General features: G+C 32.7%; 18 protein-coding genes. 9 read left to right on the top strand and 9 right to left on the bottom strand.

The window, feature by feature from the left end:
* The first annotated feature begins 9 nt into the window (after positions 1-9).
* Together TX50_RS06775 and TX50_RS06780 are read left to right on the top strand one after the other, a co-directional pair.
* On the top strand, positions 10-945 hold the full coding sequence (locus TX50_RS06775; RefSeq protein ID WP_011132894.1) for a UDP-glucuronic acid decarboxylase family protein: 936 nt from the start codon (positions 10-12) through the stop codon (positions 943-945).
* A complete protein-coding gene (locus TX50_RS06780) occupies positions 935-2,359 on the top strand; it encodes a nucleotide sugar dehydrogenase (protein ID WP_011132895.1) in 1,425 nt (474 codons plus the stop codon). The genes TX50_RS06775 and TX50_RS06780 overlap by 11 nt, the downstream gene beginning before the upstream one ends.
* Here the strand turns inward: TX50_RS06780 and lexA are convergent.
* The 6 genes from lexA to TX50_RS06810 form a co-directional block, all read right to left on the bottom strand.
* Positions 2,349-2,972 carry a transcriptional repressor LexA gene (gene lexA / locus TX50_RS06785; RefSeq protein WP_011132896.1) on the bottom strand — a complete coding sequence of 208 codons (624 nt, stop codon included), beginning with the start codon at positions 2,970-2,972 and terminating at the stop codon, positions 2,349-2,351. The two genes, TX50_RS06780 and lexA, sit on opposite strands and share 11 nt — an antisense overlap.
* A gap of 58 nt (positions 2,973-3,030) precedes the next feature.
* The gene (gene argF, locus TX50_RS06790; RefSeq protein ID WP_011132897.1) at positions 3,031-3,957 is read right to left on the bottom strand and encodes an ornithine carbamoyltransferase; all 927 of its coding nucleotides are present in this window, start codon (positions 3,955-3,957) and stop codon (positions 3,031-3,033) included.
* A gap of 28 nt (positions 3,958-3,985) precedes the next feature.
* Positions 3,986-5,848: an ATP-dependent zinc metalloprotease FtsH gene (gene ftsH, locus TX50_RS06795; RefSeq protein ID WP_011132898.1), complete on the bottom strand. Its 1,863-nt coding sequence runs from the start codon at positions 5,846-5,848 to the stop codon at positions 3,986-3,988.
* A gap of 114 nt (positions 5,849-5,962) precedes the next feature.
* Positions 5,963-7,051, bottom strand: a complete 1,089-nt coding sequence (gene ribD, locus TX50_RS06800; RefSeq protein ID WP_011132899.1) for a bifunctional diaminohydroxyphosphoribosylaminopyrimidine deaminase/5-amino-6-(5-phosphoribosylamino)uracil reductase RibD — start codon at positions 7,049-7,051, stop codon at positions 5,963-5,965.
* Between the two features lie 13 nt (positions 7,052-7,064).
* Positions 7,065-7,565: a DUF3122 domain-containing protein gene (locus tag TX50_RS06805; RefSeq protein ID WP_011132900.1), complete on the bottom strand. Its 501-nt coding sequence runs from the start codon at positions 7,563-7,565 to the stop codon at positions 7,065-7,067.
* Entirely contained in the window at positions 7,540-7,791 is a 252-nt protein-coding gene (locus TX50_RS06810) for a hypothetical protein (RefSeq protein WP_036930597.1), read from the bottom strand. Before TX50_RS06810 ends, TX50_RS06805 begins: the two co-directional genes overlap by 26 nt.
* An 84-nt stretch (positions 7,792-7,875) precedes the next feature.
* Here TX50_RS06810 and TX50_RS06815 point away from each other — a divergent pair, with 84 nt between their 5' ends.
* Positions 7,876-9,156: a bifunctional cobalt-precorrin-7 (C(5))-methyltransferase/cobalt-precorrin-6B (C(15))-methyltransferase gene (locus tag TX50_RS06815; protein WP_011132902.1), complete on the top strand. Its 1,281-nt coding sequence runs from the start codon at positions 7,876-7,878 to the stop codon at positions 9,154-9,156.
* A gap of 7 nt (positions 9,157-9,163) precedes the next feature.
* Here TX50_RS06815 and TX50_RS06820 read toward each other — a convergent pair whose 3' ends face one another.
* On the bottom strand, positions 9,164-10,072 hold the full coding sequence (locus TX50_RS06820) for an NAD(+) kinase (protein WP_011132903.1): 909 nt from the start codon (positions 10,070-10,072) through the stop codon (positions 9,164-9,166).
* Between the two features lie 71 nt (positions 10,073-10,143).
* On the bottom strand, positions 10,144-11,151 hold the full coding sequence (pheS, locus tag TX50_RS06825) for a phenylalanine--tRNA ligase subunit alpha (RefSeq protein ID WP_011132904.1): 1,008 nt from the start codon (positions 11,149-11,151) through the stop codon (positions 10,144-10,146).
* A 67-nt stretch (positions 11,152-11,218) separates the two neighbouring features.
* On the opposite strand from pheS, the gene surE reads away from it, so the two are divergent.
* The gene (surE, locus tag TX50_RS06830) at positions 11,219-12,028 is read left to right on the top strand and encodes a 5'/3'-nucleotidase SurE (protein ID WP_011132905.1); all 810 of its coding nucleotides are present in this window, start codon (positions 11,219-11,221) and stop codon (positions 12,026-12,028) included.
* Here the strand turns inward: surE and TX50_RS06835 are convergent.
* Positions 12,008-12,541: a DUF3611 family protein gene (locus TX50_RS06835; protein ID WP_011132906.1), complete on the bottom strand. Its 534-nt coding sequence runs from the start codon at positions 12,539-12,541 to the stop codon at positions 12,008-12,010. The two genes, surE and TX50_RS06835, sit on opposite strands and share 21 nt — an antisense overlap.
* 67 nt (positions 12,542-12,608) lie before the next feature.
* Here TX50_RS06835 and TX50_RS06840 point away from each other — a divergent pair, with 67 nt between their 5' ends.
* The 5 genes from TX50_RS06840 (at position 12,609) to TX50_RS09955 (ending at position 15,276) form a co-directional block, all read left to right on the top strand.
* Positions 12,609-13,532 carry a bifunctional riboflavin kinase/FAD synthetase gene (locus TX50_RS06840; protein ID WP_011132907.1) on the top strand — a complete coding sequence of 308 codons (924 nt, stop codon included), beginning with the start codon at positions 12,609-12,611 and terminating at the stop codon, positions 13,530-13,532.
* 8 nt (positions 13,533-13,540) lie between these two features.
* The gene (locus TX50_RS06845) at positions 13,541-14,596 is read left to right on the top strand and encodes a thiamine phosphate synthase (protein WP_011132908.1); all 1,056 of its coding nucleotides are present in this window, start codon (positions 13,541-13,543) and stop codon (positions 14,594-14,596) included.
* Complete coding sequence (gene thiS, locus TX50_RS06850) at positions 14,586-14,795, top strand: sulfur carrier protein ThiS (RefSeq protein ID WP_011132909.1); 210 nt, start codon at positions 14,586-14,588, stop codon at positions 14,793-14,795. Before TX50_RS06845 ends, thiS begins: the two co-directional genes overlap by 11 nt.
* 112 nt (positions 14,796-14,907) lie before the next feature.
* The gene (locus TX50_RS09780) at positions 14,908-15,075 is read left to right on the top strand and encodes a hypothetical protein (RefSeq protein WP_011132910.1); all 168 of its coding nucleotides are present in this window, start codon (positions 14,908-14,910) and stop codon (positions 15,073-15,075) included.
* Between the two features lie 66 nt (positions 15,076-15,141).
* Complete coding sequence (locus TX50_RS09955) at positions 15,142-15,276, top strand: hypothetical protein (RefSeq protein WP_011132911.1); 135 nt, start codon at positions 15,142-15,144, stop codon at positions 15,274-15,276.
* The last annotated feature ends 1 nt before the right edge of the window (position 15,277 follow it).

The following is a 15,277-nucleotide window of genomic DNA, read 5'->3' on the forward strand; positions in this document are numbered from 1 at the left end:
GAAAATATTTTGCGTAATCTTATTACTGGTGGAGCAGGTTTTTTAGGTTCCCATTTAGTTGATTATTTAATGAATAAGGGAGAAGATGTCATTTGCCTAGACAACTTTTCCACTGGTTCAAAAGATAATATCGCACTTTGGATTGGGAATAATCGATTTAAGCTAATAAATCAAAATATTATTTATCCTTTTTTCTGTGAAGCAGATAGGATATGGCATCTAGCTTGTCCAGCATCTCCTCTAAATTATCTAAACAAACCTATAGAGACTTTAAACACAATTTTTTTGGGAACTGATAACATTTTGAAACTTTCAAAAAAAATTAATGCAAGAATTCTAATAGCCAGCACAAGTGAAATATATGGTAATCCAAAAATTTCTCCTCAGAAAGAAACCTATAATGGATCAGTAAATCCAATAAGTAAAAGAAGTTGTTACGTAGAGGGTAAAAGAGTAGCAGAAACTTTATCTTTTGAATTTAAAAGGATTCACAACATTGATCTTAGACTGGTAAGGATTTTCAATACATATGGCCCAAGAATGATGAAGAATGATGGTAGAGTAGTAAGTAATTTTATTTATCAAGGACTCAATAATAAACCTTTGACTATTTATGGTAATGGTTTGCAAACAAGATCTTTTTGTTATGTAGATGACATGATTGCAGGACTTTCTAGAGCTATGAATTCTAATTATTCTCATCCTATAAATTTAGGTAACCCTGAAGAAATAACCATTAAAAATCTCGCACAGAAAATTTCTCTGAATTTAAATAAGAAGCTAAACTTACAATATCTTAAACTGCCAGAAGATGACCCTATCCAAAGAAAACCTTGTATTGAAGTTGCTATTCAAGAATTGAAATGGCAGCCTAAAATATCTTTGAATAATGGTCTAGACAAAACCATCCATTATTTTGTTGAACGCTTTAAAAATGAAAGATAGCGAAGTTAAGAACATCTGTTGCATTGGCGCGGGGTATGTTGGAGGACCAACGATGGCAGTAATTGCCGATAATTGTCCTTCTTTAAAAGTAAATGTAGTTGATATTAACGAAGAAAGGATCAAAAAATGGAATGAAAAAGATTTTGACCGACTTCCTATATATGAACCTGGTTTAGCTGAAATAATTAAGAGATGTAGAAATAAAAATCTATTTTTTAGTATAGATATTAAAAAGCATATCGAATCAGCAGATATGATATTCCTTTCGGTAAATACTCCAATAAAAAAAAGTGGTCTTGGTAAAGGTCAAGCAAGTGATTTAAAATATATTGAATCTTCTACAAGAGAAATTGCGAAATATGCCAAAGGAGAGACCATAATCGTCGAAAAAAGCACTTTACCAGTAAGAACAGCCGAAACAATAAAGAGTATTCTTGAATCTAATGATAAATCGTTCAACAATCAAAAATTTAGTGTACTATCAAATCCTGAATTTCTTGCCGAAGGTACTGCTATTAATGACTTAGAAAATCCAGATAGAGTTTTAATAGGAGGAGAGAATCCTGAAGCAATTACTGCTTTAGAAGAAATTTATGTAAATTGGGTTGATAAAAATAAAATTTTAAAAACAAATTTGTGGAGTTCAGAATTATCTAAATTAGTAGCTAATGCATTCTTAGCACAAAGAATAAGTTCTATTAATTCGATATCTGCAATATGTGAAACTACAGGTGCTGATATTAATGAAGTTTCTAGAGCAATTGGTATGGACACAAGGATTGGAGAAAAATTCCTAAATGCAGGACCTGGATATGGAGGAAGTTGTTTCAAAAAAGACATTCTGAATCTTGTTTACTTATCTAAATATTATGGCCTAAATGAAGTTGCTTCATATTGGCAAAAGGTAGTAGATTTAAATGTTTGGCAACAACATAGAATACGTAAGATAATTGTTAAAAAGTTATTTAATAACCTTACAAGTAAAAAAATTGGAATTATGGGATTTTCTTTTAAAGCAAATACTAACGACACTAGAGAATCTCCTGCTATTCAAATATGTAAAGACCTAATTGAAGAAGGCGCAGATTTAAGGATTTATGATCCTAAAGTAAATAAATTCCAAATCGAAAAAGATCTTGAACAAAATCAATTTAACGATAATGGAGAGGGCTCTTGGACTCTTTGCAAATCAATAAAAGACATCGCTATAGATGCTGATGCAATAGTAATAGCGACTGAATGGGAAGAATTTAAATCTTTAGATTGGTCTGATATCTCTAGATTAATGAGATCACCTAAATGGTTATTTGATACAAGGGGGATAACAAATTCCAAAGATATTAAACAGCATAATATTAATTATTGGAAGATTGGGTTAGGAGATTCATCCTCTAATATAAAATTCAATTTCTAACTGATCTCCATACAGCTAATAACTTGCCTTGAAAAGTAACTTCATTTAAGTTTAATTCAATAGGATCATAGGCAGGATTTGCTGCTTCTAAATATATCTTCCCATTTCTTTTAAAGAAATATTTTAAAGTTGTCCCTAAACCAGGAACCAATGCACTTACAATGGTTCCGTTTCTTAAGGAAAATGAATCCTTAATTGGTTCCATCAAAACCATATCCCCATCAGCAATACATGCATCGATCATTGAATCGCCATTTACTGTAAGTGCAAAAACATCTTTTTTTCTAAAAATTTCTGAGACATCTAAATTTTCTTGGAGGTCGGAAAATGTTTCAATTAAGCCACCAGCTGCCACTGAACCCATAATTGGGACTCCCTCAAAGATCTCATCAACTATTTGCATAGTTCTAGCTTTTCCTTCTTGCCAGGATATATATCCCTTATCTTGCAAATGCCTTAAGCGACTTTGAACAGGGGCTGGAGATTTCAAACCCATAGCTTTCATCATTTGTCTAATAGAGGGACTATGTTGAAAATCTCGCATATAATTTTTTATCCAGTTAAAAAGCTCATTTTGAGCAGCGGTAAGATCATTATCAATAGAAGGGGGCATTGGAACAAATGTACTCTAATACATTTGTACCTCTTAATATTTAAAATTGCAAGTGACCTTAATAAAGAAGGCAGGATAAGAGTGCTTGTTGAACATGCATTCTATTTTCTGCTTGATCAAAAATTCTATTTTTTTTACTTTCAAATACTTCATCAGTTATCTCTTTAGATCTATAGGCAGGGAGGCAATGAAGAATAATTGCTTCTTTATCAGCCTTACTTACTAAATCATTATCAATAGTGAATCCATTAAAGACTTTATCTTTCTCAGCCTTTTGATTTTCCTCCCCCATTGATGACCAAACATCTGTATAAAGAACATTTGCACCAAGAACAGCAGTATCGGGATCATTAGTGATTTTCAATAAATTCCTATTTTTATATATTTCATACGCTTTATTGATCACCATAGAGTTGGGTTCATATCCCTTAGGACAGGCAATTCTAACTTCTACTCCTAATAATGCCCCGCACAAAATAAGAGAATTTGCGACATTATTTCCATCACCTATAAATGTCAAAACCACATCTTTAAAATCAAGAAATTCCTCATAAATTGTTAAAAAATCAGCTAAAGCCTGACATGGATGTTCTAAATCTGTAAGAGCATTAATAACTGGCTTCGTAGACCACCTTGCATATTCTTCCAAATCTGCATGATTAAAAGTTCTAATCGCAATTACATCACAATATCTGCTTAGAACTCTTGCAGTATCTTTAATTGGTTCTCCCCTCTCTATCTGTGATGTTGTTGGGTTGAGGTCAATAGTGGTTCCCCCAAGCCTAGACATCGCAACTTGGAAACTAACCCTTGTACGAGTCGATGATTTATCAAAAATCAAACCTAAGACTTTATTATGTAGATTAATATTTAATTTTTTATTTTTAAATTTTTTAGAAAGATCTAAAATATGAAAAACTTCATCTGTTGTAATATCCAAGCTTGATAAAAAGTTTTTATTAGCAAGCCTGTTTGGTTTAATCATAAATATTTCTAATAAAATCTAATTTCGACTATGCAGGCATTTTAGTTTCTGCAAGTAGATTCTTTAAATCTTCCCCTTCAATGACTTCTTCTTGAAGAATTTTCTGAGAGATAGATTCAAGTAATGGTAAATTATTTCTTAAAATATTCAATGCTGTCTCGTGCGCATCATCAACCAAATCTCTTACCTCTTTATCAATTGCTTGTGCTGTCGCATCACTAACTGATCTCCTAGGGTTATTACCATTCCCTAAGAATTGACCACCTCCTTGTTTATCGTAAGCAAGAGGGCCAAGAATATCACTCATTCCAAAGGTTCCTACCATTTGTTCTGCTATATCAGTTGCCCTTTGAAGATCATTAGAAGCACCCGTAGTTATTTTGCCAAAAACAACCTCTTCTGCCGAGCGTCCACCTAGAAGTGTCGCTATCTGACCTTTCAATTCGTCTTTTGAATTAAGAAACCTTTCTTCTGTGGGAAGTTGAAGTGTATATCCCAATGCGCTCATACCTCTAGGAACAATGGAAATTTTTGCTACTTTTGATCCTCCCGGCATAAGATGTCCAACAATTGCATGACCTACTTCATGATAAGCAACAACTTTTTTCTCATCATCCTGAAGAACTCTACTTTTTTTCTCTAGACCTGCGACGACTCTCTCAATTGCTTCACTCAAATCTTGTTGTTCTACACTTTTTCTTTTTGCTCTTGCAGCTAACAAAGCCGCCTCATTAACCATATTTGCCAGGTCTGCCCCAGCAAAACCACTTGTAGCTTGAGCGATTGAATCTAAATCAATAGTTTCTGCTAATTTTACTTTTTTGGTATAAATTTCTAAAATTGTTTTTCTACCGGATAAGTCTGGTCTATCTACTAAAACTTGCCTATCAAATCTACCTGGTCTTAATAATGCTGCATCAAGAACTTCCGGCTGGTTAGTCGCAGCTAAAACTATTACAGGTTTATCAGCTGAAGCAAAACCATCCATTTCAGTAAGCAATTGGTTTAGTGTTTGCTCTCTTTCATCATTTCCTCCCACTACACCCATTGATCCTGAACGACTCTTACCAATAGCATCTAATTCATCAATAAAGATAATACAGGGAGCTTTCTTCTTTGCTTGTTCAAACAAATCTCTTACTCTTGCGGCACCAGCTCCTACAAAAAGTTCAACAAATTCAGAACCAGAAATAATGAAGAAAGGAACTTCTGCTTCTCCTGCAACTGCCTTAGAGAGAAGAGTCTTTCCGGTTCCTGGTGGTCCGACCAATAACACACCTTTTGGGATTCTTGCACCAATATCAGTGTATCTTTCTGGTTTCTTCAAAAAGTCAACTATTTCTGTTAATTCATCCTTCGCCTCATCAACACCAGCAACATCTTCGAAAGTAACTTTTGATTCATCATCTGGAACATAAACTTTAGCCTTACTTTTCGTAAAACTCAATGCACCTTGAGCACCTCCTCCACCCATACTCCTTCTTGCAAAAAATTGCAGTACCAAGATAAAAATTAATGGTGGAACTACCCAGCTAAGAATTGTTGAAAAGAAATTTGGTTTTTTAGGGGGAGCTGCCGCGAATTCAACACCTTTACTTTCCAACCTTTGAGGCAGATCCATATCAAAAATTGGAGTCGTTGCTAATACTGAAGGGGCTCCCTCTTCTGCTCCATTCAGTTCGTATCTAATTTGTTCTTGTGTAATATAAGCTCTCTTAACTTCACCATCATTTACTTGATCTATAAATAAAGAGTAAGGGACTCTTGGTATTTGCATATTTTGGTTAGGGAACAAGCTGCTGAATAAAAGTAATGCTCCGAGTCCAATTAAAATGATATTTACTATTCCAAATCTTCTATTAGGCTGATTATCGTCTTGTCTTATTGGCATGATTAATATCAATTGTGGGTTTATTATAAACTAAAAGAACGAGTTCCGTACCTGTATGATTTTTTTTGGGTAAGAACCGAACGGTATTTTAATCAAAAACCACTTCCAAATTTTTTAAGTAATACTCTTCACATAAATATCATTACCGATAAAACTAGTTTCAGGTTCATTTAGGTTAAAAACTTCATCCATATCTGTAAATTCAAAATCCGAGAAAGGATTCATGCTACTTACTCCTCCTAATATCTTTGGTGCAATAAAAGTCATTAGTTCTTGAATACAACCTGCTTTCATAGCTGAAGTTGCCAACTTAGGTCCACATTCCCAGAAAACATTATTACAACCTTTTTTTGCTAATAAATTTGAAAGTAATATAGGATTATCAGAGGATAATTTTTCAATCTCTACACCCTCTGGGATTCTCTTAAGAAATTTCTCATCTGCAGTAGAAGCGTCATATACAACAAGTGTCCTGGCTAATTTACAATCCCACAAATTGGATTTTACTGGCAGGTTTAAAGTTTTTGTGAATACTACTCTTAAAGGCTCAGGATTTCTTATACCTCGAGAAGTTAAAAAAGGATCGTCTTTTCTTAATGTGTTACCCCCAATAACTATTGCGTCAAAGGAAGCTCTTAAAGAGTGAACTAATGATCTTGAATCTTTATTTGTAATCCATTTACTTTTACCATTTTTAAGACCAACTCTTCCATCCATACTCATTGCCCATTTCATAACCCCATAAGCGTTATCGGTAATATTCTTATGAATAAAAGACTTATTTAGTTCTTTAGATTCTTTTTTACATAATCCAAGGTGAACTTTAATCCCAGCATCTTTGAGTAATTTAATACCTTTTCCCGACATTCTTTTGTCGGGATCTTCAATAGAGACAAATACTCTCTTTATTCCAAAAGAAATTATTTTATCTACACATGGAGGGGTTTTACCTTGATGACAACAAGGTTCGAGGTTAACGTATATTGTCCCATCTCTTGCATCTTTTTTTAAATTATTGAAAGCCATTGCCTCTGCATGAGGCATTCCTGATTTTGAATGAAATCCTTCTGAGATAAGATTTCCATTTTTATCCAAGATTACTGCTCCAACCATTGGATTAGGACTTGTTCTTCCTTTACCTAAAGAAGCCAAATATATGGCTCTTTTCATCCACTTGATGTCAATAATATGGCTTTCTATCATCTAAAAAAAATTATTAATCTAATGATCTCCATTCTTTAACGACGAAAGGAGGAACTGGCAACTCTGAAAAAACACCTGATAAAGATAATCTGAGTGGCCTATTTTTATCAATGTTATTTACTAGTTCATTCAAATCAAATTCCGCAGCAGCTTGTCTTCCATCGTTAGCTAATTCAGCATTTAATAATGTTTTGTCATTTAATAACCACTGTTTTCTTCCAGAATCCACTTGTAACTTTGTTGGATGATCAATCCTAAGATTGCCAGGATATCCAATTACTCTTAGGATCAATTTATCTTCAAAAAATGGCGACTTATATGCAACTAGTTGCCATGTTTCAAAATCTAGATCTCTTAAAAACTCACTGCTAGCATTCATTAATTCTCCATTAATTTCTGTTTCTGCTATTTCTGCAAAAACCTTAAGTGGATTAAAAACTATAGAAATTAGTATAGAAAAAGGTATTAAAACCTTGAAAAGAATATTCTTATTTAATTTTAAAATTTTCATCATTTTCAGAATCCATGAGGGCGTCTAGAGTAACTGCTGTTCTAACAAGAGCTTGGTACCTTTTTATGATTTTACGATTTTTTTCTATAACTCGAGATAGATTCACAGTATCTTTATCAGAAAAATTCGTTGTTAAATCACCAGAGTCTTCCTCTATTAACTCAAAATTACTTTCTTTGTTAATTAGAGTTAATAATATTTCGTGTAATCGCTTTCTCCTGTCTGACAAGTAATTTATTATTATTAATCTATAGATATTAGGATAAATTAATAAAACATACAAATAATTTATAATATTCCTCTTAATAAAATTATGACTCAGATAATAAGAAAAGTTCATGTGATAGGAATTAATTCTTTTGAATTTAACGAGCTACCTTTCAAATTACAAAAATTATTTATAGAAACAGAAAATATTGCCGTTCCAGATTCATACTTTGCAAATATTAAATTATGGGCCAAAAATAATGCAAAAAATGAAAAGTTATTCTTCGCTAGCAGAAGTGACAATAAACTGATTAATTGGCTTAAATCTCAAAAAAGCGACGTAATTTTATTTTCTAGGGGCGATCCTCTTTGGTTTGGTATTGGGAGAATACTTATCGAAAACTTTTCAAAAGAAGAATTAAGTTTCTATCCATCAAATACATGTTTTCAATTAGCATTTAGCAAACTAAAAATATCTTGGCAAGAAGCTATTTATGTAAGTATTCACGGAAGAGATTCAACTAAATTGATTGAGGTACTAAAAACAAAGCCCTTAAGTCTAGCGATCATTACAGATTCAAAAAACAACGGATTAGAAATAATTCAAAATAATTTATTAGAGTTAAATCTAGAGAATCTTTACGAATTTTGGATTTGTGAGGAAATAGGTTTTAAAAATGAAAAGATCAGAAAATTTAACCTCAAAGAAAAATTACCATCTGACATTTCTAATTTGAATATTGCTGTTCTTCTGAGAAAAGAAAAAGATCATGTAGAAACTGATATCCCTTTATTTGGATTAAAAGATGATACTTTTAAAACTTTTGAAGACAGACCAAATTTATTAACAAAAAGGGAAGTTAGAATTCAAATTTTGGCTGATTTAGAGTTACCAGAAAATGGCACAATTTGGGATATTGGAGCAGGTTGCGGCTCCATTGGTTTAGAAGCATTAAAATTAAGGCCTAATTTAAAATTATTTTGTATTGATAAAAGAATTGGCTCAAAAGAGTTAATCTCAGAAAATGCAAGAAGATTAGGAGTTTCCCCTAAAGATATTTTTGAAGAAGATGTAAATAATTTATTTAATTCCAATAATATTAATTCTTTGAGAGAGGCTAAGAGAATAATTATTGGTGGCTGTGATAAAAAGACTAAGCTTCGAATTATTAATGAATTGTCTATACATATGAACTGTGGAGATATTGTTGCTATTCCTTTAATAGATATCCAAACCATTAAAGATCTAAGAGATACCTTAAAAGGAAATAATTTCGAAGTGAATTTAAATCTTATCCAGACTTATAAAAGCTTAAGTATTTCAGAAGGAATAAGAATGGATCCAAATAATCCTGTATTTTTGCTTAGAGGAAGAAAACTTTCTTAACTTTAGATTACTTATTAGGTTTACCAACATGAGGCAAACCCCAACCTAATTTATTTCTTAATACCTGAAAGAACTCATGATCCTCAAGCCTTATGAACTTAACCGAATGTTTACTTTTTCTAATTAGAACCCTATCTTCAGGCCAAACATAACAACCTGCATTTCCATCAACCACCATAACTAACCTTTCAGGAGTAGCAGGGAAAACAGTAACTGGTTCCGAATCATTAAAAACCAAAGCCCTAGAAGCTAATGAATGTGGAGCGATTGGTGTTAATTGCACTACTGGGCAATCGGGTGTAATAACAGGGCCCCCGGCGCTTAAAGAATAAGCTGTTGAGCCAGTTGGAGTAGAAAGGATGACCCCATCTGCAGATATATCGACTGGAGCATGTCTTCCTATGGAAATTTCAAAATGACACATACTCGTCAGAGGTTCTCTATGAAGGGCCATTTCATTCAAACAAAGAGATTCCCATCTTCTTTGCTCATTTCTCATTACGCTAATAATTAAACTTTTTCTTTCTTCTATATCCCATTTACCGATAATAAGTTTATCAATTGCTTCCTCTAGATTTGAAAGATATGCTTCCGCAAGAAAACCTAAATGCCCAGTGTTTATTGTAAGGATTGGAATTTTTGCAGGAGCTGTTTGTCGCGCAGCAGAAAGTACTGTTCCATCTCCACCAAGAACAATCGCAAACTCCATAGAGGAATCGAACCCTTCTGGCACACAATTCGAATATCCTAATGGACGCACGTGTTGATCAGGATTGGCAAAGCCAACCATACCTCCAGAACTACTTACTCTTACAACTTCATAATTGGATTTTTCCAATTTTTTTTGAACGGAAATTGCAGTTTGAACAGCCAGTTCTTTACCATCATTGACGATTAGTCCAGCTTTACGTACCAATCGATAAATTTAAAACTAATAGTATTTTAAACTAATTTGATAAAGAAACCTAATTTAAAATACTAATCATATTAAAACTGCTTTAAGAATCTAAGATCATTAGTATAGAACCTTCTTATATCATCAATCTGATGTCTCACCATACAGAATCTCTCTACACCTAATCCAGCAGCAAATCCAGTCCATTTCTCAGAATCAATTCCTAATTTTTCTAGAACCTTTGGATCTACCATTCCACAACCCATTACTTCTAACCATTTACCTTTCCATTGAACATCAACTTCTGCAGAAGGTTCAGTAAAAGGGAAATAACTAGCTCTAAATCTTACAGGAATATCTCCAAAAAAAGTTTTTAAAAAAGTCAGCACAGTTCCTCTTAAATGACTAAAGTTTATATCTTGATCGATACATAAAACCTCCACTTGATTAAAAACAGGAGAGTGAGTAGCGTCTACAGCATCTCTTCTGTAAACTCTTCCTGGAGCAATAATTCTTACTGGAGGTGGATTATTTTCAAGATATCTAATCTGAACAGGTGATGTATGAGTTCTTAGTAGACGATTTTCATCTAGATAAAAAGTATCCTGCATATCTCGAGCTGGATGATTTTTAGGTATGTTAAGTGACTCAAAATTATAAAAATCACTCTCTATCTCTGGGCCATTCTCTACTGAGTATCCTAATCCGCAAAAAATATCTATGATCTCATCTTGAGTTGAAATTAAGGGGTGCTTATTCCCAGGAAGGGTTCCTGTGGAAGGAATCGTAACATCAATTTTTTCATCTTCGATCTGTTTATCTATGGCTTCACTAATAAGTTGATTTTTTCTTTCAGTAATTAAATCTTGCAAGTTTATCTTTATCAAGTTTGCCTTCTGTCCAATAATTGGTCTATCAACAGAAGATAATTTGCCCATAGTCTTCAATATTATTGATAATTCTCCTTTTTTTCCTAACAAAGAGACTCTTAATTGGTCCAATTCAGAATCACTTTTCGCATTTTTTATATTTTCATTCGCGAGGAGGGAGAGATTATTTAATTTGCCCTCAATTTGGCTTAATGATTCAATTTGACTCACTGATATAGTAAAAATAGATATAGTTTTATCTTACTTAAATATTGTCCATAATAAAATGTATTGATTAATGGAATCATTAAATATTTTAATAAGTAATGACGATGGGGTTTTCGCTGAGGGAATAAGAGCTCTAGCCAAATCCGCATTAAAAAAAGGGCATAAAGTAACAGTAGTATGTCCGGACCAAGAAAGATCGGCGACTGGTCATGGCCTCACTTTGCAGTCACCTTTGAGAGTTGAAAGAGCAGATGAATTATTTGATAAAGGTATTAAAGCTTGGGGTTGTTCAGGGACCCCTGCTGATTGCGTTAAACTCGCACTATCAGAATTATTAGATAAAAAACCTGACTTAGTTCTTTCTGGAATAAATCATGGTCCAAATTTAGGAACAGACATTTTTTGTTCTGGAACAGTAGCTGCAGCTATGGAAGGTACTTTAGAAAATGTTCCATCAATGGCAATAAGTGTTGCGAGTTTTAAATGGAAAAATTTTGAATTTGCAGGTGAAATTGCAATGAATATTGCTGAACAAGCAATAAAGGATAGTTGGCCAAAGTCTCTTCTTTTGAACTTGAACATACCTCCTTGTGAAAGAAATAAAATAAAGGAATTATCCTGGACAAGATTATCAATCCGAAAATATAAAAACCAATTTTCTAAAAGGGAAGATCCAAGAGGCGATGATTATTATTGGTTAGCAGGTGAGGCTGTTTTAGATCTTAAATCAAAAGGTGATGGCCCCAAGAATTGGCCTAGTGATGTCTCTCAAATACAAGAAAATAAAATTTCTCTTACACCAGTAGAACCAGACTTGTTTTGGAGAGGAAGTATAGATGTGTTACCAAAAATCAATACTTCATTTATAAATGCTTCTTAGCAACCATAAAGAGAAGCAAAGTCCAAAGAAATGAGCGGCGATAACTTGTGTATTACTTAGTACTGATAAAATCTCAAGACCAGTAATAGGAATATCAGATGACGCCGTAATAAGTTGACCAGTTGTTTGAGAGGAAGCCTGTATAAAAAGTGCACCCATAAGTGCTTGATATCCAATTAAGCCAAACAAAATTCCTAACAAATCATTTATTAAGCCTCTTTTTATTAATTTGCTTGTTTGCCCTCTAGAGGGTCTAGCATTACTTGCAATTGCTCTGCCAGTTCTGACTATTAACCAACCTTGCCACAAACTAAAAAGTAGTAAAATCAAAGAAATTGTTGTTAGAGATAGACCCGGAGTCAAACTCAGTTGTCCTTCGCTTTTATTTACAACATTTGAAAAAAGCAAAACAGCTGTTACTACAACACCTAAAATGGATTGAAGCCAAAAGCGTATCCACCCAATGCGCCGCATTCCAAATGAAAGCGACTGAAAATCAATTTTGTCAGACATTCATTTGATTGAATAACTATGATCTATTCAAATTTGCCATCAAAATCATAAAATTGCACGTTATCTTGTGATCTCTTTAATATCACCATCTGAAGTTAAGCAGCCCACCTCAATCGCTATTGGTAGTTTTGATGGTCTGCACGCGGGTCATAGAAAATTAATAGAAAGTGTTGTTAAAGAAAATGATTACACACCCACAATCGCAAGCTTTTGGCCACATCCAAGAGAAGTGCTCTATAAAGAAACTCGTCTTAGACTTGATCTACCAGAGGAAAAGCTCCCTATCCTTGAAGATCTTGGCATAGAACAATTGGTTCTAATTCCCTTTGATAAGAATCTTTCTAAATTAAGTGCAGAGAAATTTATTAAAAATATTTTGATCAATCAATTACAAGCAAAAAGTATTTCAGTAGGGGCTAATTTTAGATTTGGCTTCAAAAGAAGTGGAGATATTAATACAATTAAACTTGCCACAAAAGATTTGGATATAAAACTAAAAATCATTTCAATTTTAGAGGATAAGGGAGGAAGAATTAGCAGCAGCAGAATAAGAGATTTATTACAAAAAAGTGATTTAAAGAATGCTTTTAAAATACTTAATAGGCCATACAGTTTTAAAGGAAAAGTAGTTAAAGGAAAAGGTATTGGGAAGAGCCTAGGATTTCCTACAGCAAATCTTGAAATAGATGGAAGAAAATTTTTACCTGGTGAAGGAGTCTATGCAGCATGGTCTACGATAAATAATTCTTCCAATAAAATTGCCTCTGTTATGAATCTTGGTTCTCAACCAACTATTGATCCTCTCTTGCCATCTGCTGTTGAAGTTCATTTAATTAATAAAGATATCAACCTATATGGGCTAAATTTATCAGTAGAACCTATTGAGAAGCTAAGATCACAAATCAAGTTTCAAAATATTGATGAACTCTCTAATCAAATTACAAAAGACAGAGAAAATGCATTAAAAATTCTTTGTAAGCATAATAAATAAATTTCTATATGAAAAACCCAAACATAATTCAACCTGAAGATTTACGAATATCTCAAATTATTGACGCTAATTTAGATAGAGCAAGAGAAGGTCTAAGGGTTTTGGAGGACTGGGCCAGATTTGGCTTGGGTAATGAAGATTTTGTTATAAGAATAAAAAACTTCCGACAAATATTAGGTAAAAATCATTTAGAAATTTATAAATTATCAAGAAACCATATTGAAGATCAATGCAAAGGGTTATCTCATGTCGAACAAATCAACAGGAATAGTTCCTCTAAAATAATAAGTTCTAATTCTGCAAGAGTTCAAGAAGCGCTTCGAGTTATTGAAGAATTTTCAAGGATTCATAATAGTAAACTTTCTAAAATAGCTTCCGAGATTAGATATGAAATTTACACTTTAGAAATTGAAATATTAAATTTCAATACTCGTAAGAGAGCACAATCAATAATTAGTAAAAACAATTTATATTCGATAACAGACCCAAGAGAAAACTTATTAGAAATAATTGAAAAAATATTATTAGGAGGGGTAAAAATAATTCAGCATCGATTTAAAGAAGGTAATGATAAAGACCATCTCAAAGAGGCAATTGAAATAAATAAATTATGTAAGAAATATAATTCTTTGTTCATCGTTAATAACAGATTAGATATAGCATTGGCATCAAAGGCAGATGGTGTTCATCTTGGTCAAGACGACCTCGATATAAAAACAGTAAGAAAATTACTTGGTGCCTCAAAAATCATTGGAGTTTCAGCCAACAATTCAACTGACATCAATAAGGCTGTAAAAGATGGATGCGATTACATTGGAGTCGGGCCAGTTTTTCCAACTTTGACAAAGAAAAATAAAGAACCTCTCGGTGAAGAGAAAATTAAGGCCTTAACAAAAGAACTAAATATTCCTTGTTTTGCAATAGGAGGAATTAATAAATTAAATATCTCTTCTCTAAAAAATCATGGAATTAGTAAGGTTGCAATAGTTTCTGGGCTGCTAAATTCAGAAGATCCAAAAGATGAAGCTATGATTATCATAAAAGAATTATCCCATGAAAATTAGTGTTAACGGTAAAGAAAAAAAAATAGAACTAGAAAATGAAAATGCTTTACTTTCAAGCACTTTAGAATTCCTAGGATATAAGCAAAATACTGTGGTAGTCGAAGTAAATGACTTAATTATTAACTCAAAAAAATGGGATAGTGAAATACTTAAAGAAGGCGATAAGTTAGAAATCGTATCTATTGTTGGAGGCGGATAATTTACTATGTAGTAGAAATTCGGAAATCTTCATATTTTTTTAACGTTAAGCATGAAACAATAACCCAATTTTTAATTTTTTCATTTTATATTTTTAATACTTTAACAAGAAAATGAAAGAAAACCTAAATCAAAATTCAAGATCTTTGAAATGGGAGCCGAATGGTGAATTAGCCCAAAAAGATTTATCCGAATTAATCGAAAGATTAAAAAATGTAGAAGGTGATGATACTTCTTCAGAATTATCAAGATTAGGTACCAAATCGAACATAATATATTAATTTTGTTACTAAGAGCTTGTTTTTAGAGAAATCTATATCAAATTATAATTACTGTAGATTAAATACATGACCAAAAGATATCCAGAATGGGTAAATACGAGTGTTGTTATAAAGGCTATAAAAATGCGGGAAGAAGGATTACTTTCTAAACAACTAAATTTATGGATAGAGAATTTATTAGAAATCGAAAAACATAATTAAC

The organism is Prochlorococcus marinus subsp. pastoris str. CCMP1986, assembly GCF_000011465.1.
GTDB lineage: Bacteria > Cyanobacteriota > Cyanobacteriia > PCC-6307 > Cyanobiaceae > Prochlorococcus_A > Prochlorococcus_A pastoris.